Origin of the sequence: Streptomyces sp. LUP47B (assembly GCF_001746295.1) — a bacterium.
Classification (GTDB): Bacteria; Actinomycetota; Actinomycetes; order Streptomycetales; family Streptomycetaceae; genus Streptomyces.
This window is the reverse complement of the sequence record NZ_MJAH01000011.1, coordinates 32,330-54,501: the sequence shown is the minus strand read 5'-3', so window position 1 is coordinate 54,501 and position 22,172 is coordinate 32,330. Positions and strand designations below refer to the sequence as shown.

Here is a 22,172-nt window from a genome sequence, read left to right as displayed (position 1 = left end):
CATGAAGGCATGCCACGCTGGAACCGCCTTAGACGGTTCCACGACGGCCAGGAGGTCTCATGTCCCGTCCGACCAGCGACGCGCAGCCAGACGTGCAGACATTTGAAGCCCACGCAACCGACGCCGACCTCGACGAACTGCGCGCTCGACTGGCCGCGGCGCGACTACCGGAGGCCGAGACGGTCCACCGCGCCGCGCCCGGCCCCCGCCGATGGGACCAGGGCGTTCCGCTCGCCGACCTCGTCGAGGTCGTGAACTACTGGCGGACCGGGTACGACTGGCGGTCGTTCGAAGAGCGCCTGGACCGTATCGGCCAGTTCCGCACGACCATCGATGATCTGGGAATCCACTTCCTGCACCGCCGATCCGCGCGCGCAGACGCCACTCCGCTGATCCTGACGCACGGCTGGCCGGGCAGCATTGCCGAGTTCGTCGACGTCGTGGACGAGCTGGCGGATCCGAAAAGCGCGGACGCGCCGGCGTTCCACGTCGTGGTCCCGTCGCTCCCGGGCTTCGGTTACAGCGACAAGCCGGCCACCACCGGGTGGGGAACCGAAAAGATCGCGGCCGCATGGGTGGAACTGATGGAAAGGCTGGGGTACAGCAGGTTCGCGGCCCACGGCGGCGACTGGGGAGGCAATATCACCACGGTTCTCGGCGGCAGGTTCCCGGCGCACGTTCTCGGCATTCACACCTTGTTCGCTGAGGCGCCGCCCGGGCTGACCACGGACGGGCTGACGGCGGCCGAGCGCAAGTGGACCGAGGAAACACGAGATTTCTGGAGCCACCGCGCGGCGTACGCGAAGCAGCAGGCGACCCGACCGCAGACCATCGGCTACTCGCTCGTCGACTCACCGGTCGGGCTGCTTGCCTGGATCCTCGACAAGTTCGCCGAGTGGTCGGACACCGAGGACAGCCCGTTCGAGACCATTTCCATGGACAGGGTCCTCGACGACGTCACGCTGTATTGGCTGACGCGGACCGGCGCATCGGCGGCCCGCATCTACTACGAGAGCCACAACTCGCTGGACCCCGAACTCCGTGTCGACGTGCCGTCGGCGATCACCATGTATCCCCGCGACATCGAGAGGTCTCCGCGTCCCTGGGCACAGGAGCGGTACCGGCAGATCGTCCGATGGAGGTCACCGGAAGTCGGGGGCCATTTCCCGTCCCTGGAGGTCCCCGGCTATTTCGTCAAGGATCTGCAAGAGGGCCTCGCGGCGGTACTGGCCGCCGATCGATGAACGCAGCAACAGGCCCCCCGGCGTCCGCCGAGGGGCCTGGAGGATGCGACTGTGGCCGCGACTCAGGCCAGGCCAGGACCCCGGACCGGGATGGTGGTGAACGTCGGCTGCTCGGGTTCCGGTGAAGTGAAGAAGTCGTTGCCCTTGTCGTCGACGACGATGAACGCCGGGAAGTCCTCGACCTCGATCTTCCAGACCGCCTCCATGCCGAGCTCCTCGTACTCGACGACCTCGACCTTCTTGATGCAGTCCTGGGCGAGCCGGGCGGCCGGGCCGCCGATGGAGCCGAGGTAGAACCCGCCGTGCGCGTCGCACGCGTCGGTGACCTGCTTGCTGCGGTTGCCCTTGGCGAGCATCACCTTGGAGCCGCCGGCCGCCTGGAACTGCTCGACGTAGGAGTCCATGCGGCCGGCCGTCGTCGGGCCGAAGGAACCGGACGCGTAACCCTCGGGCGTCTTCGCCGGGCCCGCGTAGTACACCGGGTGGTCCTTCAGGTACTGCGGCATCTCCTCGCCCGCGTCGAGACGCTCCTTGATCTTGGCGTGGGCGATGTCACGCGCGACCACGAGCGGACCGGTCAGGGAAAGCCGCGTCTTCACCGGGTACTTGGTGAGCTCCGCGAGGATGTCGTCCATCGGCTGGTTGAGGTCGATCCTGACGACGTCACCGTCGGACTCGAGGTGCTCGTCCGTCGTCTCGGGCAGGAACCGCGCCGGGTCCGTCTCCAGCTGCTCCAGGAACACGCCCTCCGCGGTGATCTTCGCGACGGCCTGGCGGTCGGCCGAACAGGACACGGCGATGGCGACCGGGCAGGACGCGCCGTGCCGGGGCAGTCGTACGACACGCACGTCGTGGCAGAAGTACTTGCCGCCGAACTGCGCCCCGATCCCGATCTTCTGCGTCAGCTCGAAGACCTTCTCCTCCAGCTCCTTGTCCCGGAAGCCGTGCCCGAGCTCCGAGCCCTCGGCCGGAATCTCGTCCAGGTAGTGCGCGGAGGCGTACTTCGCGGTCTTCAGCGCGTACTCGGCCGACGTACCGCCCACGACGATCGCCAGGTGGTACGGCGGACAGGCGGCCGTACCGAGCGAACGGATCTTCTCCTCCAGGAACTTCATCATGGAGGCCTCGTTCAGGACGGCCTTCGTCTCCTGGTAGAGGAACGACTTGTTGGCCGAACCGCCGCCCTTCGCCATGAACAGGAACTTGTACGCGCCGCCGTCGGTGGCGTACAGCTCGATCTGCGCGGGAAGGTTGGAACCGGTGTTCTTCTCGTCCCACATGGTCAGCGGGGCCATCTGCGAGTAGCGCAGGTTGAGGTTCAGGTACGCGTCGTAGATGCCCTTCGACAGCGCCGCCTCGTCACCGCCCGCCGTCAGCACGTTCTGGCCGCGCTTGCCCATGACGATCGCGGTGCCGGTGTCCTGGCACATCGGGAGGACGCCGGCCGCCGCGATGTTCGCGTTCTTCAGCAGGTCCAGCGCTACGAACTTGTCGTTGTTCGACGCTTCGGGGTCGTCGATGATCCGGCGCAGCTGAGCGAGGTGCGCGGGGCGCAGGTAGTGCTGGATGTCGTGGATGGCCTCCGTGGCGAGCTTGCGCAGCGCCTCCGGCTCCACCTTGAGGAAGGTCCGCCCGTCGGCCTCGAAGGTGGAGACACCCTCGGAGGTCACCAGCCGGTAGGGGGTGGTGTCCTCTCCCATGGGGAGCAGATCGGTATACGCGAACTCAGGCATCTCAGCCCATTCCTCACTCGAAAGACGGCCACCCACCTCCGTTGGCGGGCCGCACCAGCGTAGAACCTGTCCGAGGGCGAGAGCTTGTGAGGTAAGGCTCAGTCGGTTCGCCAGGAGTTGTCCACAGGCCTAGTCGCGATCTATCGCGTTTCGGTACGCTGCTGCCGTGGACCTTCAGAAGCCCGACTCTCAGAAGCACGCGGGCCCCGCCCCCGCGGTGGCCGACCTGCGTGCCTCGGACGCCGACCGCGACCGTATCGCCGACATCCTGCGCGACGCCCTCGCCGAGGGCCGCCTCACCGCGGACGAGCACGCCGAGCGGGTCGAGGCGGTGCTGAGCGCCAAGACGGTGGGCGAGCTGGAGGTCTTCATACGGGACCTTCCGGCGGCCCACGAGCGCCGTGCCGCCCCCGCCTGGACTCCGGCCCCCAACCGTCCTACCGACGCGATACCCCATGACCCCGACGACAACGTGGTGGCGATCTTCAGTGCCGCCGTCCGCAAAGGCCGCTGGCGCGCGGGCCGCCGTATCCACGCCTACGCGATCTTCGGCAGCGTCGAGATCGACCTCAGCGAGGCGATCTTCGAGTACCGCCAGGTCGTCATCAAGGCGTTCTCGTTCTGCGGCAGCGTCGAGGTGCGGGTCCCCGAGAACATCTCGCTGCGCGGCACGGGAGTCGGTGTCCTCGGCGACTTCCAGGTGGACACCCTCGACGCGGCTGAGCATGACGCACCCGTGGTGTACGTCGACGGCTGGGCCGTCCTCGGCAGCGTCGACGCGAAGCCGAAGCGGGGCAAACTCGTCGCGGACATCCTCGACCGGGTTCAGCGCGCGGTCGACCGCAAGGTCGACAAGAGTTTGCGCAAACACCTGGATCGTTGACGGTCGTGAATCCGGGCGCATCCGTAGGGAACGGATCCGCCCGGGGCGGGCTCCGGAAAGCGCACACGAGCGCCCGCGGTCCAGCGGTTCGGGACTCAGTGCATAGGCGCGCGCACAGCGGGTAGGGCTTGCTGCATCGTCTCTCGCTCGCGAAGCCGTCGTCAGGAGTAGACCGTGCTGCAACCGCCGCATTCGTCCCTGCAGGTAGCTGCCGTTCCGGCCCAGCGGGTGCCAGTGCGGGACAGGGACCAAGACGCTCCATGGCACACCGAGGCGGTGTGCCGGCGCGACGAGGCCGGCCTGTTCTTCGCCCCGTCCAAGGAACCCACCGCCGCCAGGCTCTCGCGCGAGGAGGCCGCCAAGCGCGTCTGCGCCCGCTGTCCCGTCATGGTCGAGTGCCGCGAACACGCCCTGCTCCAACCCGAGCCCTACGGCGTCTGGGGCGGCCTCACCGCAGCGGAACGCCGGGTGGTCCTGGCCCGAAGGCGCCGCCGCGACCTGGAACTGCAGAAGGCGGCCAGGGCGGCGCGCATAGCCCAGGCGGGCTGAGCACTCGCACAAGAAGGCGCCCCCACCGCACCGGGGGCGCCTTCTTGAACGGCGGCGAGTGAACTCACCTGGGGCGCGGGGAACCGCGCGACCAGCCACGACGCACCCGCAGCTGTCAAGGCCGCACGGCCCCCGAGCTATTTGGCGCGATCAAAATCAATCGCGCTGTAGGCCCGCAGCTTGCTGAGCCGATGCTCGGAGTCGATCCGCCGAACCGTCCCGGACTTGGACCGCATCACGATCGAGTCGGTCGTGGCCGTCTCCGAGCGATACCGGACACCCCGGAGCAGCTCCCCGTCGGTGATACCCGTGGCCACGAAGAACACGTTCTCCCCGGACACCAGGTCGTCCGTCATGAGCACCCGGTCCAGATCGTGCCCGGCGTCGATCGCCCGCGCCCGCTCCTCGTCGTCCTTCGGCCACAGCTTGCCCTGGATCGTCCCCCCGAGGCACTTCACGGCACAGGCCGAGATGATGCCCTCGGGCGTACCGCCGATGCCCAGCAGCATGTCGACGCCGGTGCCTTCGCGCAGCGCGTAGATCGACCCCGCCACGTCACCGTCGGAGATCAGCTTGATCCGCGCCCCGGCCTCCCGGATCTCCTTGATGATCCCTTCGTGCCGGGGCCGGTCGAGGATGACCACGGTCACGTCCTCCGGAGTGGACCGCTTGGCCTTGGCGACCCGCCGGATGTTCACGGAGACCGGCGCGTTGATGTCGACGAAGTCCGCGGCCTCGGGACCCGTGACCAGTTTGTCCATGTAGAACACGGCGGACGGGTCGAACATCGACCCACGGTCCGCCGCGGCCAGCACGGCGATCGCGTTCGGCATGCCCTTGGCCGTCAGCGTGGTCCCGTCGATCGGGTCGACGGCGATGTCGCACTCGGGCCCGGTCCCGTCGCCCACGCGCTCTCCGTTGAAGAGCATCGGGGCCTCGTCCTTCTCGCCCTCGCCGATGACGACCACGCCGTTCATCGACACGGTGGAGACGAGGGACCGCATGGCGCGCACCGCGGCGCCGTCGGCGCCGTTCTTCTCGCCCCGGCCGACCCAGCGGCCCGCCGCCATCGCGGCGGCTTCGGTCACCCGGACGAGTTCCAGGGCGAGGTTGCGGTCGGGGGCCTCGGAGGGAACTTCGAGTTCGGACGGCAGATGATGATGCTCGGTCATCGGAGCGCACCTTTCTGATACGACGACGGCCGGATGAGGGTTCGACCATCGACTCTATCCCCAGTCCGACAAAATGAGCAGGGGACCCCACGGATGAGCGGACCGGGCACCTGCGACGATAGGGGCGTGGCAGGTTCGAACGGCAAGCAGAAGACGGTCCGGGACATGATTCTCTCCCTGGGCCTGATCGGGATCGCGGCGGCGGTCATCTACGTGTTCATTCCGCACGACGACTCCGCTCCCGACATCAAGACGGTCGACTACCGCGTCGAGCTGCTCACGGCCCGCCGCGCGGCCTCCTATCCGGTGGCCGCGCCCGAGGAACTGCCGGCCGGCTGGAAGGCGACCTCGGTGCGCTTCCAGGGCGACCAGTTCGACGCCTGGCACCTGGGTTTCCAGGCCCCTGGTGGTCAGTACGTGCAGGTCGAGCAGTCCGCTCAGAAGCCGTCGACGTTCATCGACGAGGCGAGCCAGGGCGGCGAGGCGACGAAGCAGACCCAGCAGATCGCGGGCCGCACCTGGACGCGGTACACGGGCGGCCGCTACGACGCCCTCGTGCACACTGGTGACGGGGCGACGACGGTGGTCGCGGGCACGGGATCGTTCGCCCAGCTGACCGAGATGGCGAAGTCGCTCAAGACGGCGTGAGAGCGCGCGAGAGGGCCCGGCCGCCAGGCGGCCGGGCCCTCTCGTCGTGTGTCAGCCGTCTCAGACGGTGGTGACGACGTCGTCGTACGCCAGGCGCGGGGAGCGCGGGAACCAGGCGTCGTCGCCCGGCTTGCCGATGTTGACGACCATCAGCGGGGTGTGGTCGTCGTCGAGGAACTCCTTGCGGACGCCCTCGAAGTCCAGACCGGTCATCGGGCCGGCGGCGAGACCCGCGGCACGGACGCCGATGATGAAGTACGCGGCCTGCAGGGCGGCGTTCAGCCCGGCGGCACCCTCGCGGGCGGGGCGCTCGCTGAAGAAGACGTCCTTGGCCTGCGGGAAGTGCGGGAAGAGCGCCGGCAGCTCCTCGTGGAACTCGTTGTCCGCGGAGAGGATCGCGACCAGCGGGGCGGTGGCGGTCTTCGGCTGGTTGCCCTCAGCCATGTGCTGGACCAGGCGCTCGCGGGCCTCGGCGGAGCGGACCAGGGTGATGCGCAGCGGGCTCTGGTTGAAGGCGGTCGGGCCGTACTTGACCAGGTCGTAGATGGCCTGGAGCTGCTCGTCGGTCACCGGCTCGTCGGTGAAGGTGTTCGCGGTACGGGCCTCGCGGAAGAGCAGGTCCTGAGCGGCGGGGTCAAGAACGAGAGACATGGAAAACCTTCTCGAGGGGGCGTCGACCCCGGGAAACGGACCGGGGACCGGTTGACGTTCTCGACCGTACGCGACTGAAGTTCAACCTTCAACAAAAACCGGCGCGTCGTGATCCGCCTCACAGATCACCAGGTCTCCTACTCGGCGTCGCCCTCGGCTCCGGCCTCTTCCTCCTCGGCCAGTGCCGCGTCCAGCCGCGCCCGCGCCCCGTCCAGCCAGCGCCGGCACACCTTGGCCAGCTCCTCGCCCCGCTCCCAGAGCGCGAGGGACTCCTCGAGCGTCGTACCGCCCGCCTCCAGCCGCCGTACGACCTCGATCAGCTCGTCCCGCGCCTGCTCGTACCCGAGCGCCTCTTCCGCCACCTTGCTGGTCATCCGCCCACCCTATGCATCGACTCGGACAACGAACTCACCCTCGGCGACCCGCGCCCGCAGGGTCTCCTCCGCCGTCACCTCGTCCGGCGCCCGCACCACATGCCCGTCGGCCCTCTGGAGCACGGCGTACCCGCGCTGGAGGGTCGCGGCGGGGGAGAGGGCGACCACGCGTGCGTGCGTGTGCGTCAGCTCGGAGTCGGCGCGGTCCAGCAGATGGCCCAGGGTGCGGCGGCCGCGGTCGGCCAGGGCGGACACATGGTCGGCGCGCTCGTCGATCATCCGGTGCGGATCCTCTATCGACGGCCGCGCGAGGGCCTGCGCGAGGCCCCGCTCCTCCCGCTGGAGGAAGGACTCGACACACCGCCGCGCGCGGTCTTGCAGTGCCCGCACCCGCTCGTACTCCTCACCCACGTCCGGTACGACCTTCTTGGCCGCGTCCGTGGGCGTGGAGGCCCGCAGGTCGGCGACGTAGTCGAGCAGCGGAGTGTCCGGCTCGTGCCCGATCGCCGACACCACCGGCGTACGACAGGACGCGACCGCCCGCACCAACTGCTCGTCGGAGAACGGCAGCAGATCCTCCACGCTGCCCCCGCCGCGCGCCACGATGATCACGTCCACGTCGTCCAGCGCGTCGAGCTCCTTGACCGCCTGGACGACCTGCGGGACGGCGTGCACGCCCTGCACCGGGACGTTGCGCACCTCGAAACGGACGGCCGGCCAGCGGTGCCGGGCGTTCTCCAGGACGTCCCGCTCGGCGGCCGAGGCCCGGCCGCAGACCAGCCCGATGAGCTGCGGCAGGAACGGCAGCGGCTTCTTGCGCTCCGGCGCGAACAGCCCCTCCGCGGTGAGGGACTTCTTCAGCTGCTCCAGCCGGGCCAGCAGCTCACCGACCCCGACGGGCCTTATCTCGGCGGCCCGCAGCGAGAGCTGGCCCCTTGGCGCGTACCACTCCGGCTTCGCCAGGACGACGACCCGCGCGCCCTCGCTGACGACGTCGGCGATCTCGTCGAAGACCTGGCGGAAGCAGGTCACGCTCACCGAGATGTCGTACGACGGATCGCGCAGCGTGAGGAAGACGACGCCGGCGCCGGGGCGCCGGGAAAGCTGGGTGATCTGGCCCTCGACCCACACGGCACCGAGGCGGTCGATCCAGCCGCCGATCAGGCGCGACACCTCGCCGACGGGCAGGGGCGCTTCGGGAGTCGAGTTCACAGCCATGCCGCGAGCGTAACGGCCCGGTACGACAACGCACCGTCACCGGCCGTCACAGCGCTGCGGGATCCGGCCTCCTTCGCTGCCCGACGAGCACCGACAGCCCCACGACCAACCACACCGCGCCCACCACCTGTGCCGCCTCCGACGCCTCCACGATCACGGCCCGTGATCACCGCGCCGGCCACCGGCACCAGCACTTGCCGCCACCAGATCACCGGCCCGCCCCGTCGCCGTAACTGAACGCGGTGAAAGCCGTCGCCGCGGTGGCGACGGCATAGACGAAGGCGACCGCCCCGTGCGACTTGGCGTCCAGGGTGCCGTAGACGCCGACGGGCGCCTTGGGGGCGATGAACAGCAGCCCGTGGACGACGAGGTCCCGGTAGCCCAGGCGGCGCCGCAGGTCGCCCTTTCGCTCCTCGGTCGTACGGTCCGCCGCCTGTGCCTCGCACGTCCCGCCCCCACATCCCCGGGTAGGTCTTCCCGGGAAGGTCACGGGCACGCGATCTTTGACCGGCCGAACGCGGCCTTACGATGGGACACATGACTGCTTCGCCTGGCCGCCGTGTCCTGCTCGCCGCCCCCCGTGGCTACTGCGCGGGTGTGGACCGCGCCGTGATCGCCGTCGAGAAAGCCCTGGAGCAGTACGGCGCTCCGGTCTACGTCCGGCACGAGATCGTCCACAACAAGTACGTCGTACAGACCCTGGAGAAGAAGGGCGCCATCTTCGTCGAACGGACGGAGGAGGTCCCGCCGGGCAACATCGTCATGTTCTCGGCCCACGGCGTCGCCCCCGTCGTCCACGAGGAGGCCGCGCGCGGCAAGCTCGCCACCATCGACGCGACCTGCCCGCTCGTCACCAAGGTCCACAAGGAAGCCGTCCGCTTCGCCGACGAGGACTACGACATCCTCCTGATCGGGCACGAGGGCCACGAGGAGGTCATCGGCACCTCCGGCGAGGCCCCCGACCACATCACGCTGGTCGACGGCCCCTCGGACGTCGCCAAGGTCGAGGTCCGCGACGAGTCGAAGGTCGTCTGGCTCTCCCAGACCACGCTGTCCGTCGACGAGACGATGGAGACCGTCGACGCCCTCAAGGAGAAGTTCCCGCAGCTCATCTCCCCGCCCAGCGACGACATCTGCTACGCCACGCAGAACCGTCAGCTCGCGGTGAAGCAGATGGGCGCCGAGGCCGAGCTGGTCATCGTGGTCGGGTCCCGCAACTCCTCCAACTCCAAGCGGCTCGTCGAGGTCGCCAAGCTGGCCGGCTCCCGCGAGGCCTACCTCGTGGACTACGCGAGCGAGATCGACGAGGCCTGGCTGGAGGGCGTGACCACCGTCGGCGTGACCTCGGGCGCCTCGGTGCCGGAGGTGCTGGTCGAGGAGGTCCTGGAGTGGCTGTCGCAGCGCGGATACGGCGACGTGGAGCTCGTGAAGGCGGCCGAGGAGTCCATCACCTTCTCGCTGCCGAAGGAACTGCGCCGCGACCTGCGCGACGAGGCGGCGGCCCTGGTCGCGGAGCGTAAGGGGACCTCCCCGGCGTGACTGTCAGTCGTCCGTCGTAACGTAGGGCCATGCAGATCTTCGGCTTGGACATCGGCGGATCCGGGATCAAGGGCGCCCCTGTGGACCTGGACAAGGGCGACCTCACCCAGGAGCGCCACAAAGTGTTCACCCCGCACCCGGCCACGCCCGACGGCGTGGCCGACGGGGTGAAGCAGGTCGTGGACCACTTCGGGTGGACGGGACCGGTCGGCCTGACCTTCCCCGGCGTGGTCACCGGCGGCTCGACGATCCGCACGGCGGCCAATGTCGACAAGAGCTGGATCGACACCGACGCGCGCGCGTTGTTCAGCGAGCGGCTCGGCGGACTCCCGGTGACCGTCGTCAACGACGCGGACGCGGCGGGCGTCGCCGAGATGAACTTCGGCGCGGGCAAGGACCGCAAGGGCACCGTCATTCTGCTCACCTTCGGCACCGGCATCGGCAGCGCGGTCTTCGTCGACGGCGTCCTCGTCCCCAACACCGAGCTGGGCCACCTGGAGCTGCAGGGCCACGACGCCGAGAAGAAGGCGTCCAGCAGGGCCAGGGAGGTCGAGGAGCTCACCTGGGAGCACTGGGCCCACCGAGTCCAGAAGTACCTCGCCCATGTCGAGATGCTCTTCTCGCCCGAGCTGTTCATCATCGGCGGCGGCGTCAGCCGCAAGTCCCAGAAGTTCCTGCCGCACATCGAGGGCATAAAGGCCGAGATCGTCCCGGCGCAGCTGCAGAACAACGCGGGGATCGTGGGGGCGGCGATGCGGGCGGTGGAGAGCTAGGGGGCGGGTCGACGACTGTCCCCCTTCGCACCGCCAACGGCCCTCGTCAGCGCGAGCGGCGCCGCACCAGGCGGATCCGGCGGACCAGCGCGATGATGCCGGCGGCCATCGTGCCGGCGTAGAGCCAGCCGGCCTGCGTGGCCAGCGCGGTGAACAGGCCCATCAGCCGGCCCGACGTACCGCCGCCGCTGTCGGCGACCGGGACGAGCCCGGCGGCGAAGGCGATCGGGACGATGATCGGGGCGGTCAGCAGATCGCCCCGGCGCATCCAGACCGCGGTCAGCACACTCACCGGCACGAACAGCACGCCGTACACCGTCAGCGACGAGCCGAACAGCAGTGAGACGAGGCAGCCGAGCACGAACATCAGCCCGGCGCAGAACAGGCCGCCGCCGAGCCCGGTGAGCCGGGGGTTGGGAAACCGTCGCAGCGTCTGGACCACGGGCGGCGGGGGGCGGCGGGGCGCCGCCGGCCGTCGCTCTCCGCGGGCCTGCGAGGGCAGCGGCGCTCCCGGGGCCGGTCGTCGTGTTCCGTTGTGCGGGGGTCGGGTCCTGTGTTGCTCCACTGGACCAACCTAGGTCTGTTTATGTGTGGAATCGCTCTTCGGACACGCGGTGGGAAAGACCTTGGCCATGCGTTCGAGAGGTCAGCCGGGGCGTGTTGCGGCACGCCGTAGACTGGTGGATCGGCCCCCTGGCCGCCAGTCTCCTCACGTCTCCTCTCACGTACGGGAAGTCGCAACGTGTCGCTCACGATCGGAATCGTCGGTCTGCCGAATGTCGGCAAGTCGACCCTGTTCAACGCCCTGACCAAGAACGACGTGCTGGCGGCCAACTACCCGTTCGCCACGATCGAGCCGAATGTCGGTGTGGTCGGCGTCCCGGACCCGCGGCTGGCGAAACTGGCCGAGATCTTTTCCTCCCAGAAGATCCTCCCGGCGACCGTCGACTTCGTGGACATCGCGGGCATCGTGAAGGGCGCCTCCGAGGGTGAGGGCCTGGGCAACAAGTTCCTGGCGAACATCCGTGAGTCGGACGCGATCTGCCAGGTCATCCGCGCCTTCAAGGACGAGAACGTCGTGCACGTCGACGGCAAGGTCTCGCCCAAGGACGACATCGAGACGATCAACACCGAGCTGATCCTCGCCGACCTCCAGACCATCGAGAAGGTCCTGCCCCGTCTCCAGAAGGAGTCGCGGATCAAGAAGGACACCGTCCCGAAGGTCGCGGCGGTGGAGGCGGCGAAGGAGATCCTGGAGAAGGGTGACACGCTGTTCTCCGCGGGCATCGTCCAGGGCTCCGGCAACGAGGAGCTCCTGCACGACCTGCACCTGCTGACGACGAAGCCCTTCCTGTACGTCTTCAACGTCGACGAGGACGAGCTGGTCGACGAGTCCTTCAAGGACGAGCAGCGAGCCCTGGTCGCCCCCGCCGAGGCGATCTTCCTCAACGCCAAGCTGGAGGCGGACCTCGCCGAGCTCGACGAGGAGGACGCGATGGAGCTCCTGGAGTCGGTCGGCGCCGAGGAGCCGGGCCTCGCCACCCTCGCCCGCGTCGGCTTCAACACCCTCGGCCTGCAGACCTACCTCACGGCAGGCCCCAAGGAATCCCGCGCCTGGACCATCAAGAAGGGCGCGACCGCCCCCGAGGCCGCCGGAGTCATCCACACCGACTTCCAGAAGGGCTTCATCAAGGCGGAGGTCATCTCCTTCGACGACCTGGTGGAGACGGGCTCGGTCGCCGAGGCCCGCGCGAAGGGGAAGGCGCGGATGGAGGGCAAGGAGTACGTGATGCAGGACGGGGACGTGGTGGAGTTCCGCTTCAACGTCTGACGGTTGATCAGGAACCCGTGCCCCACCGACTCGTGGATCGGGCACGGGTTCCCCTCCGTCCGGGTCCTCGCCCCGTCGGCCGGCACCACGACGGCGCGGCCCACCCGCGAAGAGATTGAAGCCGCCTGCGCGCTCCTGTGCAACGACCACCGGGCAGGTCGCCGGGCCGTCGTCCGACGGCTTCGTCGTTGTGGGGGCCTCGGCGGGAGCTGTGAATATCCGCAGGTGGATCTGAGTCGTTCACCGGGCGCCGCGGGCGTCCGTCGGACGGTGGGAGGATGCGGGAGGGTGGCAGAGGGGCGGGAAGCGTGGGGCGTGGTGAGCGGGACACGGTCGCGGGGGGAGTGCGACTGTACGAGGCGGCCCAGGCCGTGGCCGGTGACCACGGAAGGGCGGTGGAGGCGGCACGCGCGGCGCTGAAGCCGATCCACGACGCGGCGGTCAAGCGGGAGTTGGACACCATCCCCGTGGCCCGACTGCAGGACGTCACCGAAGGACGGCTGCGGCTGGGGAGTGTCGAGAAGAGCGGCCTGCACTCAGTGGGCGATGTCCTCGAAGCGGGCCCCTACCGGTTGCGGCAGATTCCCGGTGTCGGGCAGCGCACCGTCGACCAGATGGTCGCGGCCGCCCGCCGACTCTCCGAGGCCGTGCACGAGGCCGTGGCCGTGCACATCGACATGGACCGGCCGGAACCGAGCACGACCGCGCTCGTCATGGCCCTGCACGTACTGGTGGAGGCCGGCCCGGACACTCGCCGTGCCGTGGACAGGGCCGCCGTCCTGTCGGAACGGCTCGGTCCGTTGCTCGCCGACGCGGGACCCGCCACCGGACGGATCCGCATGTTCCTGGCGGGCCGGGAGAAGAAGGCTCGCGCGTCGGCCGCGGTCACCGAGATCCGGTCACTGGTGGACGAGGCGGAGCGGGCGGACCTGCCCGGGCTGTTCGCCCAGGCATCGGTGGACCTGCTCCGGGGCCCTTCGTCCGACATCGCGGCCTGGGTGGACTTCGAACTCCGCTCCGCCGAGTACTACAGCCTGCTCGCCGAGATCTCCGGGCGGCTGCCGGACACGGCGGCTGCCGAGGGTTTCCTGCCGGACGAGATCGCCGAGAGGGTACGGAGTCAACGTCTCGACGACGCGCACCGGCGGGTCTCCCTGCGGGGGTACCAGGCGTTCGGCGCCCGGTTCGCGCTCGCGCAACGCAAGGTGATTCTCGGCGACGAGATGGGCCTCGGGAAGACCATCCAGGCGATCGCCGTGCTGGCACACCTGGCCGCCGAGGGACAGAGCCACTTCATGGTCGTCTGTCCGGCGAGCGTCCTCGTGAACTGGACACGCGAGATCGAGGCCCGCAGCGCCCTGCGTGTCATGGTGCTCCACGGTTCCGACCGGCACCACGCGTTCGCCGACTGGAAGGGGCGGGGCGGGGTCGGGGTGACCACTTTCGACGCGCTGCGCGGGTTTCCCGTGCCGGGCGGCGGTGAGGTCGGACTGCTCGTGGTGGACGAAGCGCACTCCGTGAAGAACCCGAAGGCCAAGCGGTCCCAGGCGGTCGCTCTGTGGGCGGAGCGTTGCGGGCGCACCCTCCTCATGACCGGAACCCCGATGGAGAACAGGGTCGTGGAATTCCACAACCTGGTCCGAATGCTCGACGGCGATCTCGCGGACGCCCTAGGTGAACGGGAAGCGTTGGCCGGATCGGTCGCCTTCCGCAAAGCCGTGGCCCCGGTCTACCTGCGGCGCAACCAGGAGGACGTTCTGACGGAACTCCCGAGTCTGCAGCAGACCGACGAGTGGGAGGAGCTGAGCGCATCGGACGAGGAGGCGTACCGCGAAGCCGTGCGCGCAGGCAATTTCATGGCGATGCGCAGGGCCCCGTACATGCGCCCCGAGAAGTCGGCGAAGCTGGACCGGCTCCGGGAGATCGTTCAGGAGGCCGGGGAGAACGGGCAGAAGACGGTGGTCTTCTCCTATTTCAAGGACGTCCTGAGCGTGGTGAAGGAAGCACTCGCGCCAGGGAGCACCGATGGTGTTCCACTGTTCGGTCCGCTCACCGGAAGCGTCCCGGCCGGGCGGCGGCAGCAGATCGTCGACGACTTCGCCGGTGCTCCGGGCCCCGCGGTGCTCCTGGCGCAGATCCAGGCAGCGGGCGTCGGCCTCAACATGCAGGCAGCCTCCGTCGTGGTCATCTGCGAACCCCAGATCAAGCCGACCATCGAGCACCAGGCGGTGGCCCGGGCCCACCGCATGGGTCAGGTCAGGCCGGTCCGCGTCCACCGTCTCCTCGCCACGGGGGGCGTCGACGAACGCCTGGTGAAGCTGCTGGAGGCCAAGACGCGTCTCTTCGATGCCTACGCCCGCCGCAGCGCCGTGGCCGAAGCCTCCCCGGACGCGATCGACGTGTCGGACACCGAGCTGGCCCGACGGATCGTCGAGGAGGAGCAGGCGCGTCTGGGCATGGCGGACGAGAGGCTCACAGCAGCCGAGTGAACGGGCCGAGCCGACCGTGGTCTTGCAGACCAGGAGGGTGAGGCCAGGCCTGACTTGTGCCCGGGTCTCGCGAGGCGCTTCCGCATTCCGCCACTGCGCGGGCGTCCGCGACCACTGGCTCCGGGCCCGCCCGTTGTCCGTACGCGATCTGCGCCGCCGCATCGCCGACATGCTCGGCGGACTGGGTGCCGCGAGCCGCTTCCAGGCCGGGTTCGAGGTCAGCCGTCCCAGTCTCCGACCCCCACCCTCGCGCACATACCTGAGGTGCGCGGAAGTGGATTGCCCCGGGCGGTTCGACCAGGATGGACCGCGGAGCGTCCCGGGTCCGGCACCGGCCGCGGACACCCGGCAGCGGGGCCCCGCGGCGGCGGACACCGTGTCCTGACCCGCCCAGCCCGGCCTCAGCCGCTCCGCAACGCGACCCCGCCGCCCCCGACCACCCCTGTTCCGTGCCGTGGCGCTCGGGGCCGAAGATCACCCCCCGTCAGACCGCCCCCGCCACCGCCCGGCACGCCTCCGCATACCCCCGCACCAGCGGCCGCCCCCCGTCCTCCTTGCGCCAGGCAAGTACGTATCTGCTCGGGCCGATCCCGCGGACCGGCCGGGTGACCACCCCGCCCAGGGTGATCAAAGGGGCGTTTCCGGCGGCCACGAGGCAGATGCCCAGGCCCGCGACGAGGGCCTCGTACGTCTCCTCCGTGCCGGCGATCTCCGCGCCGATGCGGGGCGGCCGACCGGACCGTTCGTCGAGGGCGAGCCAGAAGTCGCGCAGGGGTCCCGCGCTCGGCGGCAGGGCGAGGAACGGTTCGTCGGCCAGGTCGGCGAAGTCGATCTCCTCGCGGGCGGCGAGCGGGTGGCTGTCGGGGAGGGCGACCAGGCGGGACTCCTCGGCGATCACCGTCCACCCGTAGCGCTCCTCGTCGGGCAGCGGCAGCCAGACGAACGCGACCTCGGTCTCGCCGTCCGCCAGACCCGCGGTCGGGTCCTGCCAGCCCATCTGCCGGAGCCGTACGACCGCCTCCGGATGCGCGGCCGTGAAGCGGGAGCGGATCGCCGGGAGCAGACCGCCGCGGCCGGGGCTGGTGCTCATGCCCACCACCAGCGTGCCGCGCCCCGCCGCCCGGGCCGTCGCCATCGCGGCGTCCGCCGCCGCCCAGGCCGCCAGTACCTGCCGGGCGTGCGGCAGCAGTGCCTGACCCGCCTCGGTGAGCAGGACGCCCCGCGGGTCCCGCCGTAACAGCTCCACGCCCAACTGCCGCTCCAGTGCCCGGATCTGCTTGCTCAGCGCGGGCTGTGACACGTACAGCCGTTCGGCCGCGCGGGTGAAGTGCAGTTCCTCGGCCACCGCCAGGAAGTAACGCAGGTCCCGTACATGCACGTCGATCGTCATAGCCATCGGTTATCACCGTGGGTCTTGGACGGGCAACCGACTTCGGCGGCAGGCTGGTTCGCGGAAGAACCCGAGAAGAGGAGTCGTCATGAACAAGGTCTGGCTGATCACGGGCGCGAGCAGCGGATTCGGGCGGGCGATCGCCGAGGCGGCCCTGGCCGACGGCGATGTCGTGGTGGGCGCGGTCCGCAGGCCAGAGGCGCTGGACGACCTCGTGGCCGCCCACCCCGACCAGGTGGAGGCGGTGCGTCTGGACGTGACCGACACGTCCGCCGCGGAGGCCGTCGTACGGGATGTGGTGGCCCGGCACGGGCGGATCGACGTGCTGGTCAACAACGCGGGCCGGACCCATGTCGGCGCCTTCGAGGAGACCACCGACGCCGAACTGCGCGAGCTGTTCGACCTGCATGTCCTCGGACCGGCGGCGCTCACGCGGGCGGTGCTGCCGGTCATGCGCGAGCGGCGTTCGGGCGCGATCGTGCAGATGAGCAGCATGGGCGGGCAGCTGTCCTTCGCGGGCTTCTCGGCGTACAGCGGGACGAAGTTCGCGCTGGAGGGCATGTCCGAGGGGCTCGCAGACGAGGTGCGGGAGTTCGGCATCAAGGTGCTGATCGTGGAGCCGGGGTCCTTCCGCACCTCGCTGTTCGACTCCAGCCGCGCGGGGGTCAGCACCGACAGCGGCGTCTACGCCAAGGTGAGCGAGACCCGTGGGTTCGTCTCCGGCGGCGACGGCACCCAGGCCGGCGACCCGGCGAAGGCGGCGGCCCTGATCCGCGCCGCGCTCGACGCCGAGGAGACCCCGCTGCGGCTTCCCCTCGGCGACGACGCGGTGACCGCCGTACTCGACCACCTCGACGCCGTACGGAACGACGTGGCCGCCTGGGAGAAGACCACCCGGGCGACGGCCTTCGACGACTGAGACCCCATGGCGGTCACCGGAGTGGCGCCACTTCGGTCCACCCGTCCGGTCGCCGAGGGGAGGACCTGCCCGGGTCACGGCTTTCGGCGGCTGAGGCCGCAGGGGCGGCCACCGGAGTGGCGTGGCGTCGGTCCGCCCGCCCCGTCCGGTCGCCGAGGGGAGGACCTGCCCGGGTCACGGCTTTCGGCGGCTGAGGCTGCAGGGGCGGCCACCGGAGTGGCGTGGCGTCGGTCCGCCCGCCCCGTCCGGTCGCCGAGGGGAGGACCTGCCCGGGTCACGGCTTTCGGCGGCTGAGGCTGCAGGGACGGTCACCGGAGTGGCGTCGCTTCGGTCCGCCCGCCCCGTCCGGTCGCCGAGGGGAGGACCCGCCCGGGCCACGGCTTTCGTCGACTGAGGCCGCAGGGACGGCCACCGGAGTCACGCCGATTCCGCCGCCATGCCGAGGCTGCGGCGGTCGAGCCCGCGCAGGGTGCGGCCCCGCCATGGGCCCGTGGACGGCCGTGCCGGACGTACCTCGAAGGGCCGCAGCCACGCGGTCCGCAGAGCCGGCGCACTCGCCAGCACCAGCGCGGTGTCGTCCCGCACCTCCACCGGCATCCGCTCGATCAGCCCACCCGTCCGCTTCGCGGCCCAGGCGTCCAGCTCCCGCTGATCGAGGACGGGATCGCCGGTGAGGACCCCGAGCGCGTCGGTGGCAGGCCTGCCTCCCACTCCTCGCGCAGCACCAGCGTCCGCCAGGTCCACAGTCCGAGAGCCGAGTCCAGTGCCTGCGACTCGGCCAGTCCCGCGAGCAACTCCCGTGCCGCCGCGGCCGCTTGCTCCGCCGGCACTCCGAGCGCCCCTGCCGGCTCGGCCCGCGCCGGGCCCCGCGCCCCGTCGGCCAGGAAGGCCAGCAGCGGCCACACACCCGCAGCCGAGAACACGGTCCCTCCGGAGGACACCCCCGCCCACCTTGTCGTCAGCCCGTTCACCGCCTGGGTCGTCGCACCCGTGATCGGCATTCCACGCCCGCCCGCCCCGCGCATACCATGCGCCCTGTCGTACGTCAGTTCCCCGCCACTGCTGAACCAGGAGCACGGTACCCGTGTCCATACCCCCGCCCCCTGGGCCCCACCAGCCCGACCCCGCCCGGGGGCCGTCCCCCGCCCCGGACCCGTACGGGCCGCCGCCGCAGGGACAACAGCCGTACGGACAGCAGCCGTACGGACAGCAGCCGTATGGGCAACAGCCGTACGGACAGCAGCCGTACGGGCAACCCTATGGCCCGCCGTACCAGACCTGGGGACAGGGCTACAGCCCTTACGCCCGCCCGTCGCCGGTCAGCGGCCTTGCCATCGCCTCACTGGTGCTCGGCGTCCTGTGCTGCTTCCCGGCGGTGGGCCTTGTGCTGGGTGTGATCGCGCTCGTGCAGATCAAGAAGAAGGGCCAGTCCGGCAAGGCCATGGCGATCACGGGGTCGATCCTGTCGACGCTCGGACTCGCCCTGTGGGTGACGGTGCTCGCCACCGGCGGGCTCTCCGACGCCTGGGAGGGGTTCAAGAAGGGCGCGACCGAGGGCGCGACCTTCTCGGTGGTGAAGGGCCAGTGCTTCGACGCGCCGGGGGAGTCCCTCGAAGGCCTCACCTACGACGTCGACCAGGTGCCCTGCGCGGGTGAACACGACGGCGAGGTGTTCGGCGAGTTCAAGATGACCGGCGGCGACGGCTTCCCGGGGGACGGCGCGGTCTCCGACGCCGCCGACGACAAGTGCTACCCCCTCCAGGACGCCTACGTCATGGACACCTGGGCGCTCCCCGACGACGTCGACGTGTACTACTTCGGCCCGACCCGGCAGAGCTGGCGCCTCGGCGACCGCGAGGTCAGCTGCATCTTCGGCAACACCGACGAGAAGGCCACCCTGAGCGGCTCGCTGCGTGCCGACGAGACCACCCTCGACACGTACCAGATCGCCCTGCTGAAGTCCCTCAACTCCCTGGACACCGTCCTGTGGAAGGAGCCCGAGGACTACCCCGAGGACGACCTGCGCGGCTACCAGGACTGGTCCCAGGACGTCCACGACAGTCTCGACGAGCAGATCAAGGTTCTGCGCGCGAACTCCTGGCCGGCCGCCGCCGACAGGCCGGTCGCGGCCCTGGTGAAGGACATGGAGCACGCGCGCGACGAGTGGGCGAAGGCGGTCGCCGCGGCCGAGGACGACGACGTGGACACCTTCTACCTCCACTACGACAAGGGCTACGAGTACGTCGACGGCGCCAGCACGGTCACCGCACGCAAGGCTCTGGGGCTCGCCACCAAGCGGCCGACGTACGACGACGGGGGCGAGGACGGCGGCGGCGAGTCGGGCGGCGGCGAACTCAATGTGTGAGCGCGGCCATAGCGGGGAGAAAGTGCCTGCGTAAAGACCCCCACCCGCACATGTCATCACATCGAGTGATTCTCTGGCCTTTGCTTGCATGGCCCAACCCACGGTTGCCAGGCTGTTGCTGTCTGTACAACCTGATGGGAGCGGCCAGTGACATTCGGTGAGCAACCGGCGTACCTGCGTGTCGCGGGAGATCTCCGCAAGAAGATCGTCGACGGTTCGCTGCCACCGCACACCCGCCTGCCGTCCCAGGCCAGGATCCGCGAGGAGTACGGCGTCTCGGACACCGTCGCGCTGGAGGCCCGCAAGGTGCTGATGGCCGAGGGCCTGGTCGAGGGCCGCTCCGGCTCCGGGACGTACGTCCGGGAGCAGCCCGTGCCCCGTCGCATCGCCCGCTCCGGCTACCGCCCGGCCTCCGGTGCCACGCCCTTCCGGCAGGAGCAGGCCGACGGGGAGGGGCGCGGCACCTGGGAGTCCAGCAGTGCGCAGACCGAGGCGTCGGCCGCCATCGCCGAGCGGCTCGACATCCGGGTCGGCGACCGCGTGATGTGCACGAAGTACGTCTTTCGGGAGGCCGGTGAGCCGATCATGCTCTCCACTTCCTGGGAGCCCCTCGCGGTCACCGGCCGCACTCCCGTGATGCTCCCCGAGGAGGGCCCGCTCGGCGGCATGGGCGTCGTCGAGCGCATGGCCGCCATCGACGTCGTCGTGGACAACGTCACCGAGGAGGTGGGTGCCCGCCCCGGCCTGGCCGAGGAACTGCTCGCCCTGGGCGGTGTCCCCGGCCATGTCGTCCTCGTGGTCCACCGCACCTACTACGCCTCGGGCCGCCCGGTGGAGACGGCCGACGTGGTCATTCCCGCCGACCGCTACCAGGTCGCGTACCACCTCCCGGTGAAGTAGCGCGCGCCCCGGGGAGGTTGCCCCGGGCGAACACCCAACGGACCCGCAGGTGAACGCCGTTCGGATTCGGCCGTTCTCGCAGGTCGAGACCACTGTTCCCGAGGCGCTCCTGACCGGAGGCATCGCCGCCCACCGGGGGCGCGTTCATGGCTGCGCGCCCCTGTCGGAGGAGTCCGTCCTGGCTGGTTGCGTACCTCTTTGTGAAAACGCGTGTTCGCTCAGTAAAGGTTGGGCGTAGGCTCGGGCATATGCGGAGTGCGGTTTCCTTATCGGGTGGGGCTCGACGCAGGTCGGGAAGGAGCGGTGGGACGCAATGAACGACGGCACGATCACTCTTCCCTGGCTCGTCATACGACAGGACGACAACGGCAATCGCTACCGCGTGGGCAGGTACGCGACCCGGGCCGAGGCCCAGAAGATCGCCGACAGCCTCGATGCCCGCGGTCACAAGCAGCTCTACTGGGTCGAGCGCATCAGCCAGAACGGCGCGAGTTCGGCCGACTGAGAAGCCTCCCGTAGGCTCCGGCACATGACGGAACGGATCGTGGTGGTGGCGGCCGCCCTGTACGACGGCGACCGCCTTCTCGCAGCCCGCCGCAGCGCACCTCCTGTTCTGGCCGGCCGCTGGGAGCTGCCCGGAGGCAAGGTGGAGGAGGGGGAGTCGTCCGAGGCGGCCCTCGTGCGCGAACTCCGGGAGGAGCTGGGCGTAGAGGCGGAGGTCGTGGCGCGCGTCCCCGGCGAGTGGCCCCTCAAGTCGCCGTACGTCCTCCACGCCTGGACAGCCCACCTCTTCCCCACCTCCCCGGACCCCGAGCCCCTGCAGGATCACGACGAACTGCGCTGGCTCGCCCCGGACGAGATCTGGGACGTGGACTGGCTCGACCAGGACGTGGAAGCCGTTCGCTCCCTGGAGACACTCAGGGGCCCGAGCTCCTAGGTGCCCCGTGTTAAGCCGTTCGGCACGGTACCGCGCCCCCGATATCGGGTATGTGCCCCTTAACCCCACGAAAGTGGACAAGGGCTGCCCGGGATGTGATCGGCGTGATCGACACCGAAGGCGACCGCGCCGCGTGGACGTTCCCGGCCGACCCGGGCGCCGTACGCGCTGCCCGGACGGCTGTCCGGGACCGGCTGGCCGCCTGGAATCTCGACGTCCTCGCCGATGTCGCCGCCCTGCTGGTCAGTGAACTGGTGACCAACTCCCTGCGGCACGCCACCGGCCCCATCGGCGTCCGCCTGGTCCGCCCCGGCGCCGTCGACGGCGTCCTCCTGGTGGAGGTCTCCGACCCCCTGCCCGACCCGCCCCGTGAGCGCGTCGCCGCACTCGACGACGAGAACGGCCGCGGTCTGCAACTGGTCGCCCACGCGGCCCACCGCTGGGGCACCCGGCCCGGCGCGACGGGCAAGACGGTCTGGTTCGAACTCTCCGTTCCGGGATGAACGGGACCTGATCACGGTGAAGAACGCCTGTACGCCACCCCTACCCCTGTCCAT

The 22,172-nt window shown here is 70.1% G+C and carries 21 protein-coding genes and 2 pseudogenes; 14 read left to right on the top strand and 9 right to left on the bottom strand.

Annotated elements, in window-relative coordinates; genetic code table 11:
* Positions 1-59: 59 nt before the first annotated feature.
* On the top strand, positions 60-1,244 hold the full coding sequence (locus tag BFN33_RS30305; protein ID WP_069763341.1) for an epoxide hydrolase family protein: 1,185 nt from the start codon (positions 60-62) through the stop codon (positions 1,242-1,244).
* Between the two features lie 62 nt (positions 1,245-1,306).
* Here the strand turns inward: BFN33_RS30305 and BFN33_RS30300 are convergent, their stop codons facing one another.
* Entirely contained in the window at positions 1,307-2,977 is a 1,671-nt protein-coding gene (locus BFN33_RS30300) for a fumarate hydratase (protein ID WP_069763340.1), read from the bottom strand.
* 166 nt (positions 2,978-3,143) lie between these two features.
* On the opposite strand from BFN33_RS30300, the gene BFN33_RS30295 reads away from it, so the two are divergent.
* Both BFN33_RS30295 and BFN33_RS30290 read left to right on the top strand, forming a co-directional pair.
* Positions 3,144-3,860, top strand: a complete 717-nt coding sequence (locus tag BFN33_RS30295) for a DUF1707 domain-containing protein (protein WP_069763339.1) — start codon at positions 3,144-3,146, stop codon at positions 3,858-3,860.
* Between the two features lie 174 nt (positions 3,861-4,034).
* Positions 4,035-4,409 carry a WhiB family transcriptional regulator gene (locus BFN33_RS30290; RefSeq protein WP_079072149.1) on the top strand — a complete coding sequence of 125 codons (375 nt, stop codon included), beginning with the start codon at positions 4,035-4,037 and terminating at the stop codon, positions 4,407-4,409.
* A gap of 137 nt (positions 4,410-4,546) precedes the next feature.
* On the opposite strand, the gene glpX is transcribed toward BFN33_RS30290, so the two are convergent.
* On the bottom strand, positions 4,547-5,581 hold the full coding sequence (glpX, locus tag BFN33_RS30285; RefSeq protein WP_037719931.1) for a class II fructose-bisphosphatase: 1,035 nt from the start codon (positions 5,579-5,581) through the stop codon (positions 4,547-4,549).
* 126 nt (positions 5,582-5,707) lie between these two features.
* Between glpX and BFN33_RS30280 the strand changes: the two genes are divergently transcribed.
* A complete protein-coding gene (locus BFN33_RS30280; RefSeq protein ID WP_069763338.1) occupies positions 5,708-6,229 on the top strand; it encodes a DUF4245 domain-containing protein in 522 nt (173 codons plus the stop codon).
* A 60-nt stretch (positions 6,230-6,289) separates the two neighbouring features.
* Here the strand turns inward: BFN33_RS30280 and BFN33_RS30275 are convergent, their stop codons facing one another.
* The 4 genes and pseudogenes from BFN33_RS30275 to BFN33_RS52100 form a co-directional block, all read right to left on the bottom strand.
* Positions 6,290-6,880: a malonic semialdehyde reductase gene (locus tag BFN33_RS30275; protein ID WP_069763337.1), complete on the bottom strand. Its 591-nt coding sequence runs from the start codon at positions 6,878-6,880 to the stop codon at positions 6,290-6,292.
* A 137-nt stretch (positions 6,881-7,017) separates the two neighbouring features.
* Positions 7,018-7,254 carry an exodeoxyribonuclease VII small subunit gene (locus BFN33_RS30270; protein WP_069763336.1) on the bottom strand — a complete coding sequence of 79 codons (237 nt, stop codon included), beginning with the start codon at positions 7,252-7,254 and terminating at the stop codon, positions 7,018-7,020.
* Positions 7,255-7,263: 9 nt separating this feature from the next.
* Positions 7,264-8,472, bottom strand: coding sequence for an exodeoxyribonuclease VII large subunit (gene xseA / locus BFN33_RS30265; protein WP_069763335.1), 1,209 nt, complete (start codon positions 8,470-8,472; stop codon positions 7,264-7,266).
* Positions 8,473-8,701: 229 nt separating this feature from the next.
* Positions 8,702-8,869: pseudogene (locus tag BFN33_RS52100) on the bottom strand (amino acid permease); the annotation flags it as partial.
* A gap of 140 nt (positions 8,870-9,009) precedes the next feature.
* Between BFN33_RS52100 and BFN33_RS30255 the strand changes: the two are divergent.
* Positions 9,010-10,011, top strand: coding sequence for a 4-hydroxy-3-methylbut-2-enyl diphosphate reductase (locus BFN33_RS30255; RefSeq protein ID WP_079141079.1), 1,002 nt, complete (start codon positions 9,010-9,012; stop codon positions 10,009-10,011).
* Between the two features lie 29 nt (positions 10,012-10,040).
* Positions 10,041-10,784: a polyphosphate--glucose phosphotransferase gene (gene ppgK, locus BFN33_RS30250; protein WP_069763332.1), complete on the top strand. Its 744-nt coding sequence runs from the start codon at positions 10,041-10,043 to the stop codon at positions 10,782-10,784.
* A gap of 46 nt (positions 10,785-10,830) precedes the next feature.
* Here ppgK and BFN33_RS30245 read toward each other — a convergent pair whose 3' ends face one another.
* Positions 10,831-11,226 carry a DUF6542 domain-containing protein gene (locus tag BFN33_RS30245; protein WP_069763331.1) on the bottom strand — a complete coding sequence of 132 codons (396 nt, stop codon included), beginning with the start codon at positions 11,224-11,226 and terminating at the stop codon, positions 10,831-10,833.
* Between the two features lie 300 nt (positions 11,227-11,526).
* Between BFN33_RS30245 and ychF the strand changes: the two genes are divergently transcribed.
* Both ychF and BFN33_RS30235 read left to right on the top strand, forming a co-directional pair.
* A complete protein-coding gene (gene ychF / locus BFN33_RS30240; protein ID WP_062046027.1) occupies positions 11,527-12,615 on the top strand; it encodes a redox-regulated ATPase YchF in 1,089 nt (362 codons plus the stop codon).
* A gap of 308 nt (positions 12,616-12,923) precedes the next feature.
* A complete protein-coding gene (locus tag BFN33_RS30235) occupies positions 12,924-15,104 on the top strand; it encodes a DEAD/DEAH box helicase (protein ID WP_176742496.1) in 2,181 nt (726 codons plus the stop codon).
* Between the two features lie 484 nt (positions 15,105-15,588).
* On the opposite strand, the gene BFN33_RS30230 is transcribed toward BFN33_RS30235, so the two are convergent.
* Positions 15,589-16,500: a LysR family transcriptional regulator gene (locus BFN33_RS30230; protein WP_069763330.1), complete on the bottom strand. Its 912-nt coding sequence runs from the start codon at positions 16,498-16,500 to the stop codon at positions 15,589-15,591.
* An 82-nt stretch (positions 16,501-16,582) separates the two neighbouring features.
* Between BFN33_RS30230 and BFN33_RS30225 the strand changes: the two genes are divergently transcribed.
* A complete protein-coding gene (locus tag BFN33_RS30225; protein WP_069763329.1) occupies positions 16,583-17,413 on the top strand; it encodes an oxidoreductase in 831 nt (276 codons plus the stop codon).
* 441 nt (positions 17,414-17,854) lie between these two features.
* Here BFN33_RS30225 and BFN33_RS30220 read toward each other — a convergent pair.
* Positions 17,855-18,414 (bottom strand): annotated as a pseudogene (locus BFN33_RS30220) (serpin family protein); the annotation flags it as partial.
* Positions 18,415-18,497: 83 nt separating this feature from the next.
* Here BFN33_RS30220 and BFN33_RS30215 point away from each other — a divergent pair.
* The 5 genes from BFN33_RS30215 to BFN33_RS30195 all read left to right on the top strand — a co-directional run bounded on the left by BFN33_RS30215 (position 18,498) and on the right by BFN33_RS30195 (position 22,118).
* On the top strand, positions 18,498-19,778 hold the full coding sequence (locus tag BFN33_RS30215; RefSeq protein WP_069763328.1) for a DUF4190 domain-containing protein: 1,281 nt from the start codon (positions 18,498-18,500) through the stop codon (positions 19,776-19,778).
* Between the two features lie 147 nt (positions 19,779-19,925).
* Positions 19,926-20,678 carry a GntR family transcriptional regulator gene (locus tag BFN33_RS30210; RefSeq protein ID WP_069763327.1) on the top strand — a complete coding sequence of 251 codons (753 nt, stop codon included), beginning with the start codon at positions 19,926-19,928 and terminating at the stop codon, positions 20,676-20,678.
* A 313-nt stretch (positions 20,679-20,991) separates the two neighbouring features.
* Complete coding sequence (locus tag BFN33_RS30205) at positions 20,992-21,183, top strand: SPOR domain-containing protein (protein WP_069763326.1); 192 nt, start codon at positions 20,992-20,994, stop codon at positions 21,181-21,183.
* A gap of 24 nt (positions 21,184-21,207) precedes the next feature.
* On the top strand, positions 21,208-21,615 hold the full coding sequence (locus BFN33_RS30200) for a (deoxy)nucleoside triphosphate pyrophosphohydrolase (protein ID WP_069763325.1): 408 nt from the start codon (positions 21,208-21,210) through the stop codon (positions 21,613-21,615).
* 50 nt (positions 21,616-21,665) lie between these two features.
* Positions 21,666-22,118, top strand: coding sequence for an ATP-binding protein (locus BFN33_RS30195; protein ID WP_069763324.1), 453 nt, complete (start codon positions 21,666-21,668; stop codon positions 22,116-22,118).
* The last annotated feature ends 54 nt before the right edge of the window (positions 22,119-22,172 follow it).